Origin of the sequence: Polyangium sorediatum (genome assembly GCF_029946465.1) — a bacterium.
GTDB classification, from domain to species: Bacteria; Myxococcota_A; Polyangia; order Polyangiales; family Polyangiaceae; genus Polyangium; species Polyangium fumosum.
Genome location: NZ_JARZHI010000002.1, coordinates 280,683 through 300,237 on the forward strand (window position 1 = coordinate 280,683; position 19,555 = coordinate 300,237).

The window sequence follows — 19,555 nt, forward strand, 5'->3', positions numbered from 1 at the left end:
CCACCTTGAGCCCCACCGCACGCAGCCGGATTCCGCTCTCGCTGCTCGCCGCGCTCGCCTTGCACGCGGCGGGGCTCCTGCTCGTGCGCGCCGTCCCGCCCCGCCCCCTCGAACTGTCGACGATCGGGCATGCCTTCGAGCGGGCCCCCGAGCTTTGGATCGACCTCCGCCCGATCGAGCCCGCCGCGTCCTCGGAGCCCCCGCGTGGCGCCCTGGAAACGCCCCCGCCGGCCCCCGAGCCCGCGCTCCGCGTGGCGGTCCTTCCGCGTCGTACGACCTCGCAGACGTCCGCGCCGCCCGAGCCGAATTCGGGGTCTTCCCCGAGCCCTGCACCGCCCCCGGCCGGCGCTTCCGATTACGACGGCCCCCCGGACGAACCCCCGCGCGGAGGCGCCCTCCCGGCGCTCGCTGGTCCGCCGGTATGGGCGGTCCCGGGCGCCATGCCCCGCGAGGCGGCGCCGAAGCCCGCGCCCATTCGACCCACGGCGCAGGCCGTCCTCGCCGGGAGCGCCGAGCAGGCGAGATTCCCCGCGGCCGGGACGCTCGCGTCGGCCGTCACGGAGCAGGTCCGGTCTTCGAGTACACCCCCCGAATCCGACAGCACGTTCCTCCTCACGCTCGACGCACGCGGGCAAATTGCCACCGTCGACGTCGTCGTGGCCAAGGGCGGCGATCGAAAAGAATGGGAGCGAATTGCCCGCGCCGTAAAAGATCAATTCGCGGGCCGCGTGTTCCCGATGCCGACTGCTTTCGCCGGCGGCGGGCGTGTGTTCGTCAGCGTGAAGAGCCAGCTCGTCTTGCCCGCCGGCACGAAGGACGTCGTCTCGAATCCCCGACCCGCCCTGATGGGTGGCAACACGAGCATCGTCACGCTCCCCGGCGTGCGTGACGATCGGTTGTCGAGCCCCATGACGACCACGCACCTGCCCCCGGACGCCATCATGATTGGCTTCCAGTTCGATTTCGATGTCACCAACATCGGAGCGAGGCGGCGGCGCGTCGTGCACACGCGGGTCCACGCCGAGCCAGTCGGCGCCGCGCCGCCGCCCCTCCCCGCGCCTTGAAAGGCGATGTTCAGGGGGTGGGCGTGCCGAGGTTCAAGAATGTAATGAGCTTCAGCGTGCGGCGCTTGATCTTCCAGGTGCCATTGACGCGAATGACCTCGTCCTCGTAGGTGCCGTTGGCCACGTCGATCGTGCCGTCGGGCAGGACGTGCGTCGCGTGCAGGTAGGAGGTCATCGTGGCCTCGTCCTCGTCGATCACGTTGATGTCGATGCTGCCGATGAGGTGTTGCGTCGACGTGTAACCGCTCGTGGTGAACACGCCTTCGACGAAATCGGCCCAGGCGTTCGCGCCGATCGCCGTGGAGCTCGGCGGACCATTGAAGGGGGTCCCCGGGAAATAGACCGCGAGCTCCGCGTCGCTCTTGAAGCAGGGGGCGTAAATGTTCTTGCCGGCCTGCAGGTCCCCGCGCCCGATCGCGTCGGTCCCGAGCGCGTAACAAACCGGCAGTTTTGCGATTTCCAGCTCGGCCGCGAGCTTCCACCCGTTCGGGGTGGGGGTAATGAATCCTGCAAAAAGCGCCACGGCCGCCGCTGCCCCAGCCACCGTGAGAGCTACCTTCGCGCGCCGACCTACGGATGCAAATGAGGTCTTGGTCATATGGGCCTCCTTTAGGAACGTATGCCCCGAGTTTTCCACATAACTCCGTTTCCGTGCGCGACACAAGCGCCATTCTCATGAGAGCGCGCTTCCGGTTTGCGCGTGCGTCAAACGGCTGGCGGACTTGCGTGCGACGCGCAGCGCACATCCAGGCCGGCTTCGATACGCCTCGATTGACAAGGGTTCTCCCGTCGGCGCAATGTCCATCGACGCATGGAAACCGTCCTAGACGTACGCGCGCTCTCTTATGAGCGCTTCTTCCAGACCTCCGGCGACTTGCTCGCTGTGCTGGATCGGGGGGGACGCTTCGTGCAGGCGAACCGGGCATTCCGCGACGTGCTCGGATACGTGAAGGAGGCGCTCCTCGGGCAGTCGTTCTCGAGGATCGTGCACCCCGACGACGCAGCCGAGGTGCGGGCCTTTTTCGAGGGTGACGGGGAGGGCGACGCGACGCTCCGGATCACGAAACGGCTGCTGCATCGCGACCTCGGCGCCCGGGCGGTCACTCTTTCGCTCCGGCGCGTGACCGAGGACAAAGCAATCTACGTGACCGGGCGCGAGGTATACGCGCAGGAGAGCACGGACGCGGCCCGATGGCGCGAAGAGGTGCTTCAAAAGATGCAGGCGACGGCCCGGGTCGGCGGCTGGGAGGTCGACAACCGGACCAGAGACCTTTACTGGACCGAGGAGACGTACCGCATCCACGAGGTGCCGGCGGGGTTTCGGCCGGTCATCGAGACGGCCATCCATTTCTACACGCCCGAAGCGATCCCCGTCATTTCAGCCGCAGTCGAGGGCTGCATGCGGGGAGAGGCGTACGACCTCGAACTGCAAATCCTCACAGCCACGGGAAGACGCCTGTGGGTGCGCGCCTCGGGGCATCCGGTGTTCGAGGACGGAAAGGTGATCCGGCTGGTCGGGGCCTTCCAGGACATCGACGATTTCAAGCGGCGCGAGCTCGAGCTGCAAGAGAAGCTCGCGATCATCGAGGCGCAACGCTCGGCCATTCACGCGATGTCGGCGCCGATCATCCAGGTATGGGACGGCGTGCTCGCGCTCCCCGTCGTGGGGACGCTCGACGAGGCGCGCGCGTCCGAGATTACCGCGCGTATGCTCTCCGCCGTCGTGGCGCACGCGGCGACCTACGCGATCCTCGATCTGACCGGCGTGGAGAGCGTCGACGAGGCGACGGCCGATCACGTGGTGCGGATCATTCGCTCGATCCAGCTCCTCGGCGCGCAGAGCATCGTAACGGGCATTCGGCCGGCCGTGGCGCAGACCTTGATTTCGCTTGGCGCAGGGTTCGCCGGCGCGCGGACGGTCTCGAACCTCCGCGATGCAATCAAGATTTGCATGCGCGGAAAGTGACTCAGACCTCGGACCGCAGCATCCAGGCCTCGTAGGCGGGTACGCCGAGGCCCGCGAGCGACGGGAGAATCACCGTGTCGATTCGGTGGTGGAAAGCGTCGCTGCGGGCGCGCGCGGGCGCGAGGCCGAGGTCCCCGCGGAGAACCGCGTCCCCCGTATCCGAATCGGAGGCGCCGTGCGCGCGATCGTAGTGGGCGAACGTGTGCGCGAGGTCGGCGGCCAGCCATTCCTGCTCGTCGTCCGTGAGCTGCGGCAGCACGAGGCGCGCGAGCGCCCAGCCAAAGCGATCGTGCAGAATCTCGTCGCGGAGCAGGATCCGGAGCACCGCCTCGATGCAGGGGTTTTTCGCGTGGGCCAGGAGGACCCGCAGAATGGCGACCGAGGCCGACTCGCCGACGCAGAACATCGACGTCGTCCAGCGCGCCACGAAGAGGTGGGCGGGCAGGTCGTTGTGGTGCAAGCGGAGATCGTTGGGCTTCAAAGCAACGCCGTCGTGCCCGCCGAGCGCGTCGGCCACGCGCGCGCAGAGCTCGGTGTGCCGGGCTTCGTCGGAGAGCAGGCGCGACGCGGCGGTCGTCACTTCGAGGGGCAAGCCCACCTCCCCGAACCGCGCGATGAGCTCGCCGAACACGATCATCGATCGGTACTCGGCGACCGTCCGCGCGGCCCACGCACTCCGGGCGATTTCCACGTCCTCGGCGTCGAGATCGTCGGCCCTCAAACGATCCCAGGGCGGCACCTCGTAGCCACGATCCAGCATGCGACGGTGGAGCGTGCCGAAGAGGCGCTCCGTGGTGCCGAGAGGAACCGGCGTTCGCATGGGGGCCCGGGGTTTTTGGGGTCAGCGCTGGTTGGGCGCCGTGTTGATCGTCTGGCCGGGATCCGGCGGATTGAACTTGGCGCCGCCGTCCGCGGGTTTCGGCGTGTTGACGTGATGGGGCGCGATGGGGCTCTGGCCGGGGGGCGTCGTCGGGTCGGGCTGCGGCTGCGCGGGCTCCGCCGTCGGGGCCGCGGGGGGCTCCTTCATCCGATCGTTGATCGGGTGTTGCTCCTCGCGGGGCGGCTCGTTGATCGTCTCCTCGGGCGGGCCGCCCATCCGATCGTTGATGATCGGCTTCGCGCAGCCGGCCGCCGTCGTGGTGATGGCCGCCGCGGCGACGAGACGCGCCCGGATGCGTGCGAGACGGGCCGGATCGATCGACATGATTCGAGGCTACCCCTTTTTCGAGGCCTTGATAAGACGCATCAGCCCGAGGCCCTCTTCCGCCTTGTCAGTGCGCCGTTTGTACACGGTATCGGCCAGCACTTTTCGCGGGTCCTCGGCGTTCGCGATCTGCTCGAAGCGCGTGGAGACGTCCGGGCCCGCGATGGTGATCTCGAGCGTGTCGCCTTCGATCCGGACGCGCACGCCGAGCGGGCCTTGGCGGTCCCCGTCATGCTCCATCACGTCGGTGACCATCTCGATGACGGCCATGTTGGCCTTCGAGGCGATCGACCGTGCGAAAAACATCCCGAGCAGCTCGAAGACGAAATTCGCGACGAGCCCCGCCACGTCGCCCGCGATGTGTTCGAGCGGATCGATGGTCAGCGAGAAGGCGATGGCCGTCTTCCTGGGGTTCTCCACGGCCATGGTGAACGTCTGCTCGTTGCCCGTCATCGCCTCACCCCCCGGCATCGTGTCCGCATCGTACCACGTCCCGACGCCTCGAAAAAAAATCGACCTCGCCCTGTCACGCCCGCCGTGGGCTCGGGTTCTCTGCTCATGAAAGGACGGCGATGAGGCTGTCCGGAATGAAACGAGAGGAGCGAGCCATGAGTGGTTTCAGCCTGGTTCAGTTCATGTGCGAGGGTGGATTCGGGATGTGGATGGTTCTCGCGGCCGGCAGTGCGGCCCTCGGCGCGGCCGTGCGATATGCGGCGGCCCCCGACCGCGGCAAACTCGCGTTCACCGCGGCCCTCTCCGCGACGACGGTGATCGCCACGATCGTCGGCGTGTGGACGAACGTCGGCGCCGTGCTGTCCTTCCTCGAAGATCCGGCGCGCGCGCCGGACGCGGACGTCACGCGCATCTTGCTCACGGGCCTGAAGGAGGCCGGGCGACCCGGGACGTTGGGCGGGCTGCTCTTGACCCTGGTCGCGTTGGTGGTGTCCGTGGGCGTGCTCCGGAGCGCGCGGATCGGCGCAGGCGCGCGGGGAGCGGAGGGCCGGGCGGCGATCGCGTGATCGTCAGGCCGCCTTCTTGCGGAGCGGGCCTTCTTGTTTCCCTTTTTCGAGGTCACGTTTCGCCTGCCGCCGCGTCCGCTCCTTGGCTTTGCCGGGGGCGGGCGGCGGCACGGCCACGCCGGCGCGGCGCGCTTTGGAGAGGGCGATCGCAATGGCCTGCCGGGGGTTTTTCACCCCGTGTTTGCCCTCCTTGACGTGCTCGATCTCCTCGCGGACAAACTCGCCGGCCTGCGTGGTGGGCGCTTTGCCCTCGCGCTGATCCCGCCGGGCTCGCTCGATGGTCTTTTTCTCGGGCATGGGAGCCTCCGCATATCGCGTGGGGCCCGGCGTCGGCGCCCGCAAGGCTCTACCCGCTCACACCGGAAACTGCGTGAAGACACGCGCCACGACCGGGTGCGCCTCGGCCCGCTCCGCCGCGGCGATGCAGCGCGGCGCGACGTCGCGGATCTTCTCGCGCCCGGGGCGCCAGCGGGAGATCATCGCCGCGTAGACGTCGAGGATCGTCATGGATTCCCCCAGCAAATAGGTTCCGGGCGAGATCCCCTGCTCCAGCGAGCGCCAGCAATCGAGCGTCCGCTGTACGGTCGCCGCCTTGAGCTCGGTTTGCGCGCCCTCGTCCTTCACCCACCGCGCGGGGAAATCGCCGACGGTGTACATCGGATAGATGCTGGACACGAAATAGACGAGCCAGCGCAAAAATGCCGGCCTTTTCGGGTCGCCGGGCGGCGGGGCGAGGGGCGTCTGCGGGTGGCGTTCGAGGAGCCAGAGGAGGATGGCCGCGCTCTCGGTGAGGACCTGGCCGTCCGGGAGCACGACCGTGGGCACCTGCGCGAGGGGGTTCAGCGCGCGCAGCGCGTCGAGCGCAGGGCCGGGCGTCCAGGGCTCGACCTCCCGGCGCTCGTAGGTTTCACCGAGGAGCTCACACGCGGCCTCGACCACCACCGAGCCGCACCCCTTGCATCCGTAAATCGTCAACATGTGCGCGTCTTCGCGCGGATCGACCGTCGATGCAAGCGCCGCGCAAAATCGCGCGCGGCGTGGAGCGGCGCGCTAGGGGCTACACTTCCAGACCTCGTTCAGGTCCTTGGCGAGGGAGTAGAGCGCCACGTTGGCGTGCTCGTAAAACCCGTTCGCGTACGGGTTCGGGCAGCCTGCCATTCGTTTGGCTTTGCTGACCTGCTCCGGCACCTCGCTGTGCCAGAAGAAGAGGTTGTAGATCGGAATGAAGATCTTCCACGGCTTGAAGTTGTCGTCCTGCGTGTAGGCCTGCAGCTCGCTCAGCATGGCCCACGCGACGTAGACGCCGTAGAAGCAAAAGAAGCTGAACACGAGGACCATCACGGGATCCCGCGTCGTCCCCTTCGGGCCGGCCATCCCGCTGTACGCCGCGGGCACCAGGCCAAACTGCGCGGGGGCCGGGTAGTTCCCGAACCCTTGCGGAGGCGGCCCCCATCCCTGCTGCTGCGGAGGGGCGCCCCATCCTTGTTGCTGCGCGCCGGGATACCCTTGCTGCATGCCCGGATACCCTTGCGGCGCGCCCCACCCCGGGGGCGGAGCTGCTCCCTGAAGGTGATTGCCGCACTTGATGCACGTGGGCGCGCCATCGACGTTCGGCGTACCACAGGTCGGACAGAACACGCACCAACCTCCCTCGGGGGATTCGCGAAAAAGCGCGCAAGCACCGGCTTGCGTCGCCCTCCCCGCGCCATCCATGCGGCGCGGAGCGCGGAAGAGCGTACCGAGGAAGCCTTGACTTCACAAGCAGGAGATGGTCCTCGCCGTCGAGGTCTGCTCCTCGCGAGCCTCGTCGCGGGCGCGGGCTGCGCGGACGAGCCACCCCCGCGCGTCACGGGCGCCGATGCCCCGGGCTACGAGGTCGTGCCCCAATGATTGAAGCCGCCAGCCGGACAGACCCTCGGCGAGGCCGTCGGGGGAGGAGCAGGGCAACGTGTGCGAAAGTTTCGCTCCAAAATGTGAAGCCTCGATTCCTGCCGGCGCCTCTTTCCCCGCGTCCCGGGGGTTGGTAGATTCACGGTTGTGACCCTGCGCTTCCTGCTCCTGTTCTCCGCGGCTGCCCTGCAGATCGGCTGCGGTGCGGACCCTTCCCCGCCGTCCGCGCCTTCACCGTCCGCGCCTCCGCCGCCCGCGCCCGAAGCGGCGTCGGAGAAGGGCCGTATGGTGTTCATTCACGGCGCCGGCAATGGCAAGGATGCCGGCGAGATCACGGCGCACGAGGCAGGCTGCCAGAAAAACGAGCTTGCGAGCTGTCATGCGCTCGGACTCGCCCTGATGACGCCGAAGGACAAGGAGGGGGACAACAACAAGCGCGCGTTCGCGGCATTCGAAAAGGGATGCCAGGGCGGATATGCGCCGAGCTGCAACGGCCTCGGGGTGATGTACATCCAGGGAATGGGCGTCCCCCGTGATGTCGGGCGCGCGATGGAGCTCTACAAAAAAGCCTGCGAGGGCGAGGTGAGCACGGCGTGCCTGCACGTGGCCATGGCCTACGAGGAAGGGCGCGATGTCACGGCGGATTGGCCGGCGGCGATTCGTTTTTACGAAAGCGCCTGCGCCCACGGCGCGACGCAAGGCTGCAACACGGCGGCGAAGGCGTTCGCGGAGGGCGACAGGGTCGCGCGGGATCCGGAGAAGGCGCGCAAGTTGTATGACCGTGGCTGCCAGGAAGGCGACGAGGACGCGTGCAAGGAGCGCGACAAAATCAAATAAACGTGAACGATTCGAGCCTCTCCTGCGCCACGCGCTGAGGAGTCATCTTCCGTCGGGCTCCGGAGGACGTGCGCACTGGATCCGGATCGATTGCACGACGTCGCTCTGCGCCAGCCTGGACACGACGACGAACGGGTCCTTCGCGGGGGAGCTCATGTTGAATTGGCCTAGCACGTAGCTCCCGAGCATCGGCGTCGGCGGCGGGCAGGTCTCGACGAAGCGGCGCACCGCGCTGGCCGGGAGGTCCGTCGTGACGGTGATCGAAAGCGAGCCCTCGCTGCAACGCGGGTCGTTCGGGGAAAACGCGCCCTGGATTTTCTTCCGGAATGGCTCGGGGAGCGCTTCCTTCTGCGGGTAGCCGCGATATCCATCACAACGCGTGGGCCACCCGGCGGGGTTCTTGATGCGCATCTCGACTTCCCGGGTCGCGTACGCCGTTCCATCGAAATCGACCGGATCGGCCCCGAGGGAGCGCCAGGCGTGCGTCGGGCCCGTCTTCGCCTCGATCTCGGGGGAGAGCAGGTACTCGGTCGCATGGAAATACACGTCGATGCGCGAGTGCGGGAGCGTCAGCATCGCCGGCTCGTCGTGGTGGAGCCGGCCGCTCCTGCCCACGCCGCCCACGACCGACGCACCCGCATACGTCTCGAGCACGCGGGCGACGAGCTCGCACGCCGATTCGCAATGCCGCCCGACCACCACCGCGATCAGCGGGGGCGCCGAGGCGCTCGTCGTGGAGGGTGTTCCGAGGAGCGCCTGCCATGGAGCGGGATCCCGCGATTCGGCACGATATTTCGCTCGATAGGCATCGACGTATCGTGTCAGCGCGGGGGGGCGGCGGATTTCGCGGAGAGGTGCGAGGGGCGAGCGTCCCGTGAGACCTTCGAGCCACGGGAGGAGCGGCCGAGGATCGTGGCCCCACGCCGCGCGCATGTCGATCACGATGCCGCTCGCGCGCGTCACTTGCGTGAGGTCGGTCGAGAGCCGCGCCCATGCGGGATCGTAGGCATTCGAAAGGTCGCGGATCGTGAGGGTTGCAATGCCCGACGGCGCGACACTGACCTCGTAAGGCGCCCTCGTCGGATCGGCGGTCGGCCGCGGGGTGAAGTACGGATCGCAATGCCACATCTCGTCGGGCGGACGCGCGCAGAAGCCGACGCGCTCGCCGATCGAGAGGAGGGCGTGGTGGGTGCTGTCCACCGCATAAGGTGCGAGCTTCAGGAGCAAGCCGAAGTGATGCTGCTCGAACGCCAGCGCTTCTTTTCGATCGGGCGTGCGCGGAACGAAAAAGAGGTCGATGGCAGTGGAGAGCGCCGCAATGTCCTCGCGCATGGCCGCGAGGTCGACGCGCCGCTCTTCATTCCGCCGCATCGCGCGTTTCCTCTCGGCCCATGGCGTCTCCGCGACCCTCGCCGTGATCGACAGCGGGCCGTACGGACGCTCGGCCTCCGGAATCGGCTTCACCGGAGCGGGCGCTTCCGCGGAGGTCGGCGCAGCGGGAGCTTCGCTCCAGGCCGGCGTACGCGGGCCCGCCGTTGTCGGCGGCTTCCCGCACGATACGGCGGTGAGGAGCAGCGCGCACATCGTCGAGGCTCGAACCGCAGGCATCGCCACGAATCTAGTCGACCTCCCTGCGGAAGGCCAACCTTGATTCACCCGCCAGGTCTTGTCCTCCAAACCCGGCCTCCTGTAGAGTCGGGGCGCTGCGCGCGGGAGCGGGACGATTTGCATGAAAAAGACAGGAACGACAAAGACGACGGGAAAAACGACGGCGCCTACGAAGACGACAGCGAAGGCGACCCCCGTGGGGGAAGCGCCCATCGTCGCGTTCGAGCATCCGCGCGCGTGGTCGACCTGGCTCGCCTCGAACCACGCCTCGTCGCGCGGCGTGTGGCTCAAGCTCGCGAAGAAGGCTTCCGGCGTCGCGTCGGTCACCTATCCGGAGGCGCTCGAAGTCGCGCTCGTCTGGGGCTGGATCGACGGGCAGAAGAAGAGCTTCGACGAGGGGGCGTGGCTCCAGAAGTTCACGCCGCGCGGACCCAAGAGCATCTGGTCGAAGATCAATCGCGAGAAGGCGCTGGCCCTCATCGCGTCCGGGCAGATGCAGCCTTCGGGCCTCGCGGAGGTCGAGCGCGCGAAACGAGACGGCCGCTGGGACCAGGCCTATGACTCTCCAAGCCGCGCGACCGTGCCTCTCGATCTCTCGGACGCCCTGGAGAAAAACCCTCGCGCCGCCGCGTTCTTCGCAACGCTCAACGCGACGAACCGCTACGCCGTCCTGTTCCGCATCCAGACTGCGAAGAAAACCGAGACGCGTCAGAAGCGCATCACGCAATTCGTCGAGATGCTGGCGAAGCACGAAAAGCTCCACCCCTGAGGCGCCTTCGGGCCGCGGCGGTGCGGAAGGCCCGAAAACGATGTCGATTCACCGGGACCGCTTGCGGCGCGACCGGATCGCGAGAAGTGCCGGTGCCACGAGCAGGAGCCAGGCACCTTGCGCGGCGCCATTCGTCGTCGAGAGCGAGCATCCCGAGTCGTTCACCGGATGGATGTTCACCGGATCGCCACCCGTGCCGCCATTGCTGCCGCCGTTGCCGCCGCTCCCCCCATTGCCGCCTGCACCCGTGGACGAGCCCGCGCCCGCGTCGTCGGGGACACCCGCGTCCATTTCCACCGGCGCGGGCGGCACGTACGTGCTCCCTGCGGAGACGATCGTCACGACGAACCGCACCTTCGTGGGCATGTACTGTGCGGCCGTATCGGCACCGACGTTGTCCGCCGACGGCTTTCCGTTCTGCGTGTCCTTCAGGATGAGCGCAATTTTGCCCGACCCGAGGGACCAGTCGACGGCGGTGCCGGGCGGCGACCAGAAATCCGAGAACTTCGTCGCCCAGTCGTAGACGCCCACGGTCGTGTAGGCGGGCGCCTGCCCGACGCATGCATACGTCGGCTGCGCCTCGAAGCAGGCCTGGAAACGCGTGGGCGTCTCCGTCGGCTTCGTGTAGACCTCGAGGTGCATGTGCGCCGTGCCCGTGGTGTAATCGATCGGGCTCTTCCAGTTCGAGGGCGATCCGGCGCGCGGCTCGACGCGGTAATGGGAGTCCGGCATGTCGGCCGTGTGCTCGTACGTCTCGTCGACCACGACGAACTGCTCGGCCGCCGCGAGCGAGCTCCAGCACGACACGAGCGCCGCGGCCGCGAGGAAAATGCCTGCACGCCGAGGCGCACGCAAAATCGAACCAACGCTTCTGTTTTGCATGATTCGAGGCTATCCGATCTCCCGGTGGGCGTCGAGCGGAGCGAGCGCGCGCGTCAAGGTGGCGGCGTCGACCTCGGCGAGGGGGCTCGTATTCTGACCGGCCCAGAGAGGCGAGAAATCTCCGCTGCCATTGCGCTCGGCCCGGGCGCGCAAGGGCGCAACGGCGGCGACTGCCCACGGAAATGGCGACGCGTCCGGGCTCATGGGGCCGAGCTCGCGCATGAGCCGATTCATGATTCCGCGCGCGGGCCTCCCCGAAAACAGGTTCGTGAGGGCGGTGTGATGGCGCGCGGCGCTCGTCAGGGCGGCGCGATGCACGGCGCTCGTATCGGCCTCGGGGCAGAGGAGATAAGCGGTCCCGATCTGCACGCCGGCCGCGCCGAGCGCCATCGCCGCCCGGACGCCGCGGGCATCGGCGATGCCGCCGGCCGCGATCACCGGGACCTTCACCGCGTCGACGATCTGCGGCAGGAGCGCGAACGTGCCCATTTGCTCGGTGAGGTCCGATCGGAGGAAGTGGCCGCGGTGTCCGCCCGCTTCGAGGCCCTGGGCGATGATCACGTCCGCGCCGTGGGCTTCGAGCCAGCGCGCCTCTTCCACGGTCGTGGCCGACGAGAGAACCTTGGCGCCCCAACCTTTGACCCGCGCCAGCAAATCGGCCGCTGGCAATCCAAAGTGGAAACTGACCACGGGCGGCGCGAATTCGGCGACGATGTCGGCGACGTCGTGCGTGAACGGCGCGCGCCCAGCGCCCGCGGGCGTGAGGTTCGGGTCGAGGCCGAGCTCCTCGTAATACGGCGCGAGTTTTTCCCGGAAGCGGGCCTCCTCGGCGGGGCTCGGCGTGACCGGCGTGTGGCAGAAGAAGTTCACGTTGAAAGGCCGGCTCGTCCCGCTGCGGAGGGCTTCGAGCTCGCGGCGCAACGCGTCGGGGCCGAGCGTCGCGCAGGGGAGGGCGCCGAGCCCGCCCGCATTGGAGACGGCGATGGCGAGCCGGCTCCCCTGGACGCCGGCCATGGGGGCCTGGAGAATGTCGAGCTCGATTCCCAGCAAATCGCGGATGCGCATGGTTCCCCTTCCGTGTTCCCTCGACCCTTGGGCTCGTCCGGCGAGCATACCTGGAGTGCTTCGAGTGGCTTTGGCTCGGGCTTTTTCTTAGGCACGTCCCCGCGTTCGCAATCTGGGCGTCGGGTCTGTGCTCGGAGGTCGCGGGGGCGCGGGGCGAGCGGCTCGATGGTAGGCCGACCAGCGCTCCTCGGGAAGCCTCCCGGCGCGCGGCGGGATCGTTCGAGGCGGTCGCCCTACCTTGATCCCTCTAGGCGGCCGCGCGCCGAGCAGGTACCGTATCCTCGACCTCGACCCCCGAGGTCGCTCCCCACGCGCGATCTCGCTCCCCGACATGACCTCCAAGCAACCCCAAGGCGGCACATCGCAGGCGGACCGGGCGGCCCAGGACCGCGCACGCGGCCTGATCGATCGCGTGATCTCGGATCGGTACCGCATCCGTGAGCTCATCGCGATGGGCGGGATGGGCGCGGTTTACCGCGGCGAGCACCTGCTGCTGAAGAAGCGCATCGCGATCAAGATCCTCCACCCGGAGACGGAAAACCTCCCGGAGCTCGTCAAGCGTTTCGAGCGGGAAGCGATCGCCGGCGCGCACATCCAGCACCCGAACGTCGCGAGCGCGACCGATTTCGGCAAGCTGCCGGACGGGAGCTACTTCCTCGTCCTCGAGTACGTCAAGGGCAAGACGCTCAATCAGCTCTTGCAAACCGGCCCGCTCCCGCCGCGCCGCGCCGCGCGCCTGACGCGGCAGCTCGCCTCGGCCCTCGATGCGATCCACCGCCTCGACATCGTCCACCGCGACCTCAAGCCCCGCAACATCATGATCGTCGACGGTCCGGCCGAGACCGTGAAGATCATCGATCTCGGCCTCGCGAAGGTGAAGGTCAACGAGCTCTCCGCGGGCGACAGGGAGCGGCAAGACTCGCGCGCCTCGATCGGCGACGAAGACGAGTACGGCACCCTGACCGTGGCCGGCACGATCTTCGGTACGATCGCGTATCTCTCGCCGGAGGCCGCCGACGGCATGGACGCGGTGGACGCGCGCAGCGATCTGTATGCGCTCGGCCTGATGTTCTACGAGATGCTCTCGGGCAAACACCCGTTCACAGCGGTGAACCCCGTCGAGCTCTTCATGCAGCACCGCTTCCAGCCGCCCCCGGCGATCTCCGACCGTTGCCCGGGCGTGACGGTGCCGGCGCCCCTCGAAGCCGTTGTGCGGAAGCTGCTCGAAAAGCAGCCGGACAATCGATATCAGTCGGGGTTCGAGCTCGCGGGAGCAATCGACGAGGCATTGCGGGAGATGGGCCCTCCAGCCGAAGGCGAGGACGACGCGGCCCCGATGAGCGAGGGGTACGACGGCGAGCCGAGCATGCGCACGTCGGTCCCCTCGATGCGGCCGCCCGTGCCGTCGCAAAGGCCGCCCGCGCTGACATCGTCGCAAAAGCCGCCGGCGCCGTCGCAAAGGCCGGCCGCGCCGACGTTGCCCTCGGAAGGCGCGGACGCGCCCATCTCGAAGCCGGCGGCGTCCATGCCGAAGCCGATTCTGCCATTGGCGCAGCCGCTGCCCGACGAACCGGTGAAGGAAAGGGCCGTCGAGCCGCCGGTGACCGACGCGATCGAACTCACGGAGTCGCCGACGTCGCCCGCTCGAAAGAAGAAGTCGAAGGCGTCCACCGTGCTCACCATCGTGGTGGGCGTGGCGCTCGGTTGCGGCGCGGCGTATGCGGCCCTCGTGATGCAAAAGCAGAATGCGACGACGCCGGTCGTGCCGCAAGCGACGGTGACAGCGACGGCCGCGCCCAAGCCGACCGCGTCCGCAGCCACGCCGGCGCCGTCGGCGACCGAGGCCGCCCCCGCGGCGACGGCGTCGGCCGCGCCCGAGCCCTCGGCATCCGCGGCGGTTCCCGTGTCCACGATGTCGGCGGAGGCCATCGATGGCGCGAAGAAAAAATTCAAGGACGCATTCCGGTACCAGGACTGGAGGGGCGCGAGTCGCGTGGTGATCGATCTCGGCAAAGGCGCGCCCGAGGCGTTCAAGGATCGCGAGTTCTCGCAGCTCGTGCAGGGCCTCGCCATTCAGCTCTCGCGGGAGAACGCGGACGCGGAGCTCCTCGAGTTCTTCGCGAACGACCTCGGGAGCGACGGGCTCGACATGCTCTACGCGTTCGTCGAGGGACAAGGAAAAGCGCCGATCGCCGTGGCCTCCGGAAAACTCCTGCAGGACGAGACGCGGCTCACGAAGGCGTCGCCGGCGATGCGCATCGCGCTCGACTTGCGGACGGCCCCGTGCGTGGACAAACTCACCCTGCTCGACCGCGCGCAAAAGGACGGCGACTTCCGCGCGCGCCTCGTGCTGGAGACGCTCGGGCGCGCGTGTTTTCCTCAGAACCCGAACATCGAAAAGGTCATTTACGACCTCCGGACGCGGTTCCCGAGGCGGTGACGGTCATTTCTCGGAGGTGACCAAAAGCTCGGGGTCGATCCGGACCTCGAAGAAGTTCATGCGCCAATCGAGGTGCGCCCCGTTCGTGCGGCCGGTCATCCCCACGCGCGCGACGGTCTGACCCTGCTTCACCTCGTCCCCCACCTTGGCGGCGAAGCCGTTCAGGTGGATGAAGGTCGACGTCAAACCCTGCCCGTGGTCGATGATGAGCGTATCGCCGCTCAGCGGGAGGTTTTTCTCGGCGAACACCACCGTCCCGCAGGCCGGCGCGCGCACCGGCGTCCCGGTGGGCACGGCGATATCGACGCCCCAGTGGATCCCGCCGTCCGTGCCATTGAGCACGCGCGGCTGCCCGTACCGTGAGGTGACCTTGCCTTTCGAGGGCCAGATGAACGGCTCCTTGAAGCAGGTCTTTTTCGTGTACTTCTTGCGAACCGCGTCGAGCTTTTGCTCGGCCTGCGTGAGCTTGACCCGCGTGGGCATGTCGAGCTCGACCATGTCCTTCGGCAGGTTGTCGATCTTGTCGGTCTCGAACGTGCGTTGTTCCACGTCGAACACACGTTCGAGCACCTGACCGTCCTCGAACGTGATGGTGATCTTCTCCTGCTTCGGGGCGTTGCGCCCGAACGCGATCAAGAAGTCTCCTTCGTCGCTGACGATGGCCCGATGCCCGGGGAACGCCATTTTGCCCAATTTCCCGTCGAGCTTCGCGCGGAGGAGCCCGCCTTGCACGGCGCGCCCTTCGAGCGTGAGGCGGCTCGGATCGGCGAGCGGGGCGGCGTCCTGTGCGCCTGCGTCCGAAGGTTCGGCGCTCGCCGCGGCCGGGGCCGCAGAAGGAGCCGCGCTCGCGCTGGCCGTGGGCGCTGCGGCGGCGGGCTCGGTCGAGGCGGACGGGGGTGTCCAGACAACCGGCGCGGCCACGCTGGGAGGCGGCGCTGCCGTCGCATCTGCGGGCGATCCCGAAGGACCACCGCGCTCGCATGCCGTGAGGGCGAGGGTGCAGGCGAGGAGAGCGGTGATTCGCATGAGGGCATCGTGCCAGAGCCCGTGGACGGGCACGAGGCGAGAGCACGACGCCTGCGCCTCCTGTCCGGGGCGTTATGGCAAAAGAAGGAAAAATATTCAATCGCGGTGAAACCGCTGCCGTGAGCGCTCCCGCGCTTTTTCGGCCTCGACCTCGCGATCGCGCGGCTCCGCCGTCGTGGAGAGGGATTGCATCAGCGCGCGCGCCGTGGCGGCGACGTCTTCCACGGCTTGTTCGAACGCCGCCTCGTTGGCCCGCGACGGCTTGTTGAAGCCGCTCAGCTTGCGGACAAACTGCAGCGACGCCGCGCGGATCTCCTCCTCGGTGGCGGGGGGCTCGAAGTTGAACAGGGTCTTGATGTTCCGGCACATGGTGATCTCCAGGGTCAATCCGTACGAAGCGACGCGCCCGCGCAGGCGGCAGCGCGTTCGAGCAGGAGCGCGCGCTCGCGCGTGTTTCGCGTGAGGGACGCGGCGCGCTCGAACTCCATGCGCGCCTCGGCGTCGCGGCCGAGCTTGGCGAGCAGGTCGCCGCGGACGCTCGGCAAGAGGTGGTAGCTCGCGAGCGAGGGCTCCGAGACCAGCGCGTCCACGAGCACGAGCCCCGCGGCCGGGCCGAACGCCATGGAGAACGCGACGGCGCGGTTCAGCTCGACCACGGGCGAGTTCGTGAGCTCGGCGAGCGCCGTGTACAGCGCCGCGATGCGCTTCCAGTCCGTCTCCTCTGCCGTCCGCGCGCGCGCATGGCAGGCAGCGATCGCGGCTTGCAGCGTGTACGGTCCCAGCGCGCCTCCGAGCGCATCGGCGCGCGCGAGGGCTGTGAGACCCCGGCGGATCAGCAGGTGGTCCCAGCGCGCGCGGTTCTGATCGAGCAGCAAGATCGGCTCGCCCTTCGGACCGACCCTCGCCCGCGCGCGCGAGGCCTGGATCTCCATGAGCGCGACGAGCCCGTGGACCTCCGGTTCCTTCGGCAGCAGCTCGGCCAGGATGCGGCCGAGGCGCAGCGCGTCCTCGCAGAGCGCCGGCCGCATCCAGTCGTCCCCGGCCGTCGCCGAATACCCCTCGTTGAAGACCAGGTAAATCACCTGGAGCACCGACGACAAACGGGCGCCGAGCTCCTCGCCGCGCGGGACTTCGAACGGCACGTTCGCTTCGGCGAGGGTGCGTTTGGCGCGCACGATCCGCTGCGCCACGGTCGGCTCCGGCACCAGGAACGCGCGCGCGATCTCCTCGGTCGTCAATCCGCCGAGCAAGCGGAGCGTGAGCGCGACGCGCGCCTCGGTCGACAGCACCGGGTGACAGGCCGTGAACACGAGGCGCAAGAGATCGTCGCCCACGTCTTCGTCGATCGCGGCTTCGAGGTCGGGCACGGCCGCGTGTCGGTCGGCCTCGATCGCGTGGCCGATCTCCTCGTGCTTGCGCTCGATCCGCTTGCTCCGCCGCACGAGATCGATCGCGCGGTGCTTCGCGGTGGCCATGAGCCAGGCGCCCGGGTTCTCCGGGATGCCCGATTCTGGCCACCGCTCCAGCGCGGCGACGAGCGCGTCTTGTGCGAGCTCCTCGGCGAGGCCGACGTCGCGCACGATGCGCGCGAGCCCTGCGATGAGCTTGGCCGACTCGATCCGGAAGACTGCGTCGATCGCTCGGTGCGTAGCGGAGGCCGTCACGGCCCCCGATCAGAGCATCTTCTTCCGCCCGCGCAAGGGTTTGTCCCGTTACTTCTTCCCTTCGACCTGGGCGCGCAGGCGCTCCTCCGCCGCTCGGAGCTCGCCCGTGGGATCACTCGGCGCGAAGTCCTCCGTGGCGAACACCTGCCGGATCTCGACCTCGCTCTCCTCGAGCATGGGGTTCGGCATGCGCTTGACCCACTCGATGGCCTCCTCCTTCGACCGCACCTGCCAGAGCCAGAAGCCCGCGAGCAGCTCCTTGGTCTCGGCGAAGGGCCCGTCGATCACGGTCCTGTTGTTCCCCGAGAACCGGACGCGCGCGCCCTTCGAGCTCGGGTGCAGCCCCTCGCCCGCGAGCATCACGCCGGCCTTCACGAGCTCCTCGTTGTACTTCCCCATCGCGGCGAGCATCTCCTCGCTGGGAAGAACGCCGGTCTCGCTGTCCTTGGTGGCCTTGACCAGAATCATGAACTTCATCGTCGTCTCTCCTTCTTGCCTTCAGCGATACGTCGAACGAGCGTCGTTCGGATCGACAAGCCCCTCTACTTTTTTTTCCAAAACGTCCGCAGCCACGTCGGGGCGGCCTTCTCGACGATGGCCATCATCTCCGGCGGAATGTCTTCCGCGCCCGTCATGGGCAAAATGGTGAGGATGTCGTCGTGGCCGATCCCCGTGGGGCAGCGCAGGGCCCATTCGATCGCCTCCTCGCGGCTGTTCACGTCGATCAGGTAAAACCCGCCGACGAGCTCCTTCGACTCCACGAACGGACCGTCGAGCACGACGCGTTTGCCGCCCTTGTTCGCCACGCGCGCGCCTTCCTGGGCCGGGTTCAGGCCCTCGGCCGTGACGAGCACGCCGGCCATCGTCATGTCCTCGTTGAATTTCATGTAGGCGGCGATGAGCTCGTCGCTCGGCGGGGCTCCCTCGGTCTTCGGGGCGTTCGGGTCGGGGGCGGCGCAGATCATGAATCGCATGGGTGGGTCTCCTTGTTTCTTGGCTGGGTCGGACTGGGCTCCCCGACCGGGCTTCATGGTCACGACGAACCAGGGCAGGCCAGATCGACACGCCCCCAAAATTTTTTTGTCTGTCGGGCGCAACACTTAACCGTTTGCCAAACTATTTCTTGACAACCCCGGCTCGGAGTCGATACTTAGGCACGTGCTTAACCAAAGCGCGTCCCTTGATCGTATGTTTCAGGCGCTCGCGGACCCGACCCGTCGGGTCATGATCGAGCGCTTGAGCCGCGGACCGGCCTCGGTGAGTGAGCTCGCCGGGCCGCTGTCCATGTCGCTTCCGGCCGTGATGCAGCACCTGCAAGTGCTGGAGACGAGCGGCCTCGTGCGTTCGGAGAAGGCCGGGCGGGTGCGCACGTGTCGGCTCGAACCCGCGGCGCTGCGGGCGGCCGAGCAATGGATCGCCGAACGACGCGCGAGCTGGGAGCGATGCTTCGACCGCCTCGGCGATTACCTCGCCGAGCATCCTGACGAACCCGAATCGAAGGAATGAATCATGACCGAACGATCTGTCACGCATACGACTTTTGTCATCGAGCGGTTTTTCCAGGTCTCGCCGGCGCGGGTGTTCGCCGCCTGGTCGACGGCGGAACAGAAGCGCAAGTGGTTCGGCTGCCACGAGGGCGCAACCCACGAGCTGGATTTCCGCGTCGGAGGCCACGAGATGTATCGAGGCGGCCCGAAAGGCGGCCCGATCTACATGAATGAGACGCGTTTTCAGGACATCGTTCCGAACCAGCGAATCGTCTACACGTACGACATGCACCGCGACGAGACGCGGATCTCGGTGTCGCTCGTGACGATCGAGCTCAAGGCCGAGGGCAAAGGGACGCGGCTCGTTTTCACGGAGCAGGGCGCGTTCCTCGACGGACACGACGCGCCGGAGGGGCGCGAGCACGGGACGAAGGTCGTCCTCGACAAACTCGTCGAGGGGCTCGAGCGCGAGGCGCACGCCGCCGCTTGACGGGGCGCAGGCGGCGCGGTCGAGGCGCGTGGTGATCGCGATCGGTCAGGCGCGTCCATCCTCCTGATCGCGACCACCCGGCCCAAGCGAGAACGCTCGGAAGAACAAGCATTTTTCCTGCGGATGGGGATGGCATGACCTTCG

The 19,555-nt window shown here is 67.9% G+C and carries 24 protein-coding genes; 9 read left to right on the forward strand and 15 right to left on the reverse strand.

All coding sequences use genetic code 11. The features are described from left to right. The first annotated feature begins 5 nt into the window (after positions 1 to 5). Positions 6 to 1,064, forward strand: a complete 1,059-nt coding sequence (locus tag QHF89_RS03315) for a hypothetical protein (protein WP_136966092.1) — start codon at positions 6 to 8, stop codon at positions 1,062 to 1,064. A gap of 10 nt (positions 1,065 to 1,074) precedes the next feature. Here QHF89_RS03315 and QHF89_RS03320 read toward each other — a convergent pair whose 3' ends face one another. After that, a complete protein-coding gene (locus QHF89_RS03320) occupies positions 1,075 to 1,608 on the reverse strand; it encodes a nuclear transport factor 2 family protein (protein WP_284719993.1) in 534 nt (177 codons plus the stop codon). Positions 1,609 to 1,875: 267 nt separating this feature from the next. On the opposite strand from QHF89_RS03320, the gene QHF89_RS03325 reads away from it, so the two are divergent. After that, positions 1,876 to 3,030 (forward strand): PAS domain S-box protein, encoded by a 1,155-nt coding sequence (locus QHF89_RS03325; RefSeq protein WP_136966090.1) that lies wholly within the window; start codon positions 1,876 to 1,878, stop codon positions 3,028 to 3,030. A gap of 1 nt (position 3,031) precedes the next feature. Here QHF89_RS03325 and QHF89_RS03330 read toward each other — a convergent pair whose 3' ends face one another. Genes QHF89_RS03330 through QHF89_RS03340 form a run of 3 tightly spaced genes read right to left on the reverse strand, consistent with a single transcriptional unit; the run spans position 3,032 to position 4,705 of the window. After that, positions 3,032 to 3,850 carry a hypothetical protein gene (locus QHF89_RS03330; protein ID WP_136966089.1) on the reverse strand — a complete coding sequence of 273 codons (819 nt, stop codon included), beginning with the start codon at positions 3,848 to 3,850 and terminating at the stop codon, positions 3,032 to 3,034. Positions 3,851 to 3,871: 21 nt separating this feature from the next. Beyond that, entirely contained in the window at positions 3,872 to 4,234 is a 363-nt protein-coding gene (locus QHF89_RS03335; RefSeq protein ID WP_136966088.1) for a hypothetical protein, read from the reverse strand. Positions 4,235 to 4,243: 9 nt separating this feature from the next. Then, positions 4,244 to 4,705, reverse strand: coding sequence for an ATP-binding protein (locus tag QHF89_RS03340; RefSeq protein WP_136966087.1), 462 nt, complete (start codon positions 4,703 to 4,705; stop codon positions 4,244 to 4,246). A 137-nt stretch (positions 4,706 to 4,842) separates the two neighbouring features. Between QHF89_RS03340 and QHF89_RS03345 the strand changes: the two genes are divergently transcribed. Beyond that, the gene (locus tag QHF89_RS03345; RefSeq protein ID WP_136966086.1) at positions 4,843 to 5,253 is read left to right on the forward strand and encodes a hypothetical protein; all 411 of its coding nucleotides are present in this window, start codon (positions 4,843 to 4,845) and stop codon (positions 5,251 to 5,253) included. A gap of 3 nt (positions 5,254 to 5,256) precedes the next feature. On the opposite strand, the gene QHF89_RS03350 is transcribed toward QHF89_RS03345, so the two are convergent. From QHF89_RS03350 to QHF89_RS03360, 3 genes are all read right to left on the reverse strand, one after another. Beyond that, positions 5,257 to 5,550, reverse strand: a complete 294-nt coding sequence (locus tag QHF89_RS03350) for a DUF6496 domain-containing protein (protein ID WP_170228926.1) — start codon at positions 5,548 to 5,550, stop codon at positions 5,257 to 5,259. Positions 5,551 to 5,607: 57 nt separating this feature from the next. After that, positions 5,608 to 6,231 (reverse strand): glutathione S-transferase family protein, encoded by a 624-nt coding sequence (locus QHF89_RS03355; RefSeq protein ID WP_136928177.1) that lies wholly within the window; start codon positions 6,229 to 6,231, stop codon positions 5,608 to 5,610. Between the two features lie 72 nt (positions 6,232 to 6,303). Further along, the gene (locus QHF89_RS03360) at positions 6,304 to 6,891 is read right to left on the reverse strand and encodes a zinc-ribbon domain-containing protein (protein ID WP_284719994.1); all 588 of its coding nucleotides are present in this window, start codon (positions 6,889 to 6,891) and stop codon (positions 6,304 to 6,306) included. A 111-nt stretch (positions 6,892 to 7,002) separates the two neighbouring features. Between QHF89_RS03360 and QHF89_RS03365 the strand changes: the two genes are divergently transcribed. Together QHF89_RS03365 and QHF89_RS03370 are read left to right on the forward strand one after the other, a co-directional pair. Beyond that, complete coding sequence (locus tag QHF89_RS03365; protein ID WP_284719995.1) at positions 7,003 to 7,143, forward strand: hypothetical protein; 141 nt, start codon at positions 7,003 to 7,005, stop codon at positions 7,141 to 7,143. A gap of 147 nt (positions 7,144 to 7,290) precedes the next feature. After that, a complete protein-coding gene (locus tag QHF89_RS03370) occupies positions 7,291 to 7,980 on the forward strand; it encodes a tetratricopeptide repeat protein (protein WP_136966084.1) in 690 nt (229 codons plus the stop codon). 42 nt (positions 7,981 to 8,022) lie between these two features. Here the strand turns inward: QHF89_RS03370 and QHF89_RS03375 are convergent, their stop codons facing one another. Then, positions 8,023 to 9,444: a hypothetical protein gene (locus tag QHF89_RS03375; protein WP_136966083.1), complete on the reverse strand. Its 1,422-nt coding sequence runs from the start codon at positions 9,442 to 9,444 to the stop codon at positions 8,023 to 8,025. A gap of 265 nt (positions 9,445 to 9,709) precedes the next feature. Here QHF89_RS03375 and QHF89_RS03380 point away from each other — a divergent pair, with 265 nt between their 5' ends. Next, a complete protein-coding gene (locus tag QHF89_RS03380) occupies positions 9,710 to 10,357 on the forward strand; it encodes a YdeI/OmpD-associated family protein (protein ID WP_136966082.1) in 648 nt (215 codons plus the stop codon). 48 nt (positions 10,358 to 10,405) lie between these two features. Here QHF89_RS03380 and QHF89_RS03385 read toward each other — a convergent pair whose 3' ends face one another. Beyond that, positions 10,406 to 11,239, reverse strand: a complete 834-nt coding sequence (locus tag QHF89_RS03385; protein ID WP_136966081.1) for a hypothetical protein — start codon at positions 11,237 to 11,239, stop codon at positions 10,406 to 10,408. Positions 11,240 to 11,248: 9 nt separating this feature from the next. After that, positions 11,249 to 12,304 (reverse strand): NAD(P)H-dependent flavin oxidoreductase, encoded by a 1,056-nt coding sequence (locus tag QHF89_RS03390; protein WP_136966080.1) that lies wholly within the window; start codon positions 12,302 to 12,304, stop codon positions 11,249 to 11,251. Between the two features lie 331 nt (positions 12,305 to 12,635). Here QHF89_RS03390 and QHF89_RS03395 point away from each other — a divergent pair, with 331 nt between their 5' ends. After that, on the forward strand, positions 12,636 to 14,744 hold the full coding sequence (locus QHF89_RS03395) for a serine/threonine protein kinase (protein WP_136966079.1): 2,109 nt from the start codon (positions 12,636 to 12,638) through the stop codon (positions 14,742 to 14,744). A gap of 3 nt (positions 14,745 to 14,747) precedes the next feature. On the opposite strand, the gene QHF89_RS03400 is transcribed toward QHF89_RS03395, so the two are convergent. From QHF89_RS03400 to QHF89_RS03420, 5 genes are all read right to left on the reverse strand, one after another. Further along, complete coding sequence (locus QHF89_RS03400) at positions 14,748 to 15,770, reverse strand: M23 family metallopeptidase (RefSeq protein ID WP_136966078.1); 1,023 nt, start codon at positions 15,768 to 15,770, stop codon at positions 14,748 to 14,750. A 96-nt stretch (positions 15,771 to 15,866) separates the two neighbouring features. Next, positions 15,867 to 16,139, reverse strand: a complete 273-nt coding sequence (locus QHF89_RS03405) for a DUF2277 domain-containing protein (RefSeq protein ID WP_136966077.1) — start codon at positions 16,137 to 16,139, stop codon at positions 15,867 to 15,869. Between the two features lie 14 nt (positions 16,140 to 16,153). Next, entirely contained in the window at positions 16,154 to 17,434 is a 1,281-nt protein-coding gene (locus tag QHF89_RS03410; protein ID WP_136966076.1) for an RNA polymerase sigma factor, read from the reverse strand. A 48-nt stretch (positions 17,435 to 17,482) separates the two neighbouring features. Then, positions 17,483 to 17,911 (reverse strand): YciI family protein, encoded by a 429-nt coding sequence (locus QHF89_RS03415; protein WP_136928167.1) that lies wholly within the window; start codon positions 17,909 to 17,911, stop codon positions 17,483 to 17,485. A 65-nt stretch (positions 17,912 to 17,976) separates the two neighbouring features. Beyond that, entirely contained in the window at positions 17,977 to 18,408 is a 432-nt protein-coding gene (locus QHF89_RS03420) for a YciI family protein (RefSeq protein ID WP_136966075.1), read from the reverse strand. A gap of 184 nt (positions 18,409 to 18,592) precedes the next feature. Here QHF89_RS03420 and QHF89_RS03425 point away from each other — a divergent pair, with 184 nt between their 5' ends. Together QHF89_RS03425 and QHF89_RS03430 are read left to right on the forward strand one after the other, a co-directional pair. Continuing rightward, positions 18,593 to 18,940, forward strand: coding sequence for an ArsR/SmtB family transcription factor (locus QHF89_RS03425; RefSeq protein ID WP_136928165.1), 348 nt, complete (start codon positions 18,593 to 18,595; stop codon positions 18,938 to 18,940). Between the two features lie 3 nt (positions 18,941 to 18,943). Next, a complete protein-coding gene (locus QHF89_RS03430; protein ID WP_136928164.1) occupies positions 18,944 to 19,411 on the forward strand; it encodes an SRPBCC family protein in 468 nt (155 codons plus the stop codon). Positions 19,412 to 19,555 lie beyond the last annotated feature (144 nt).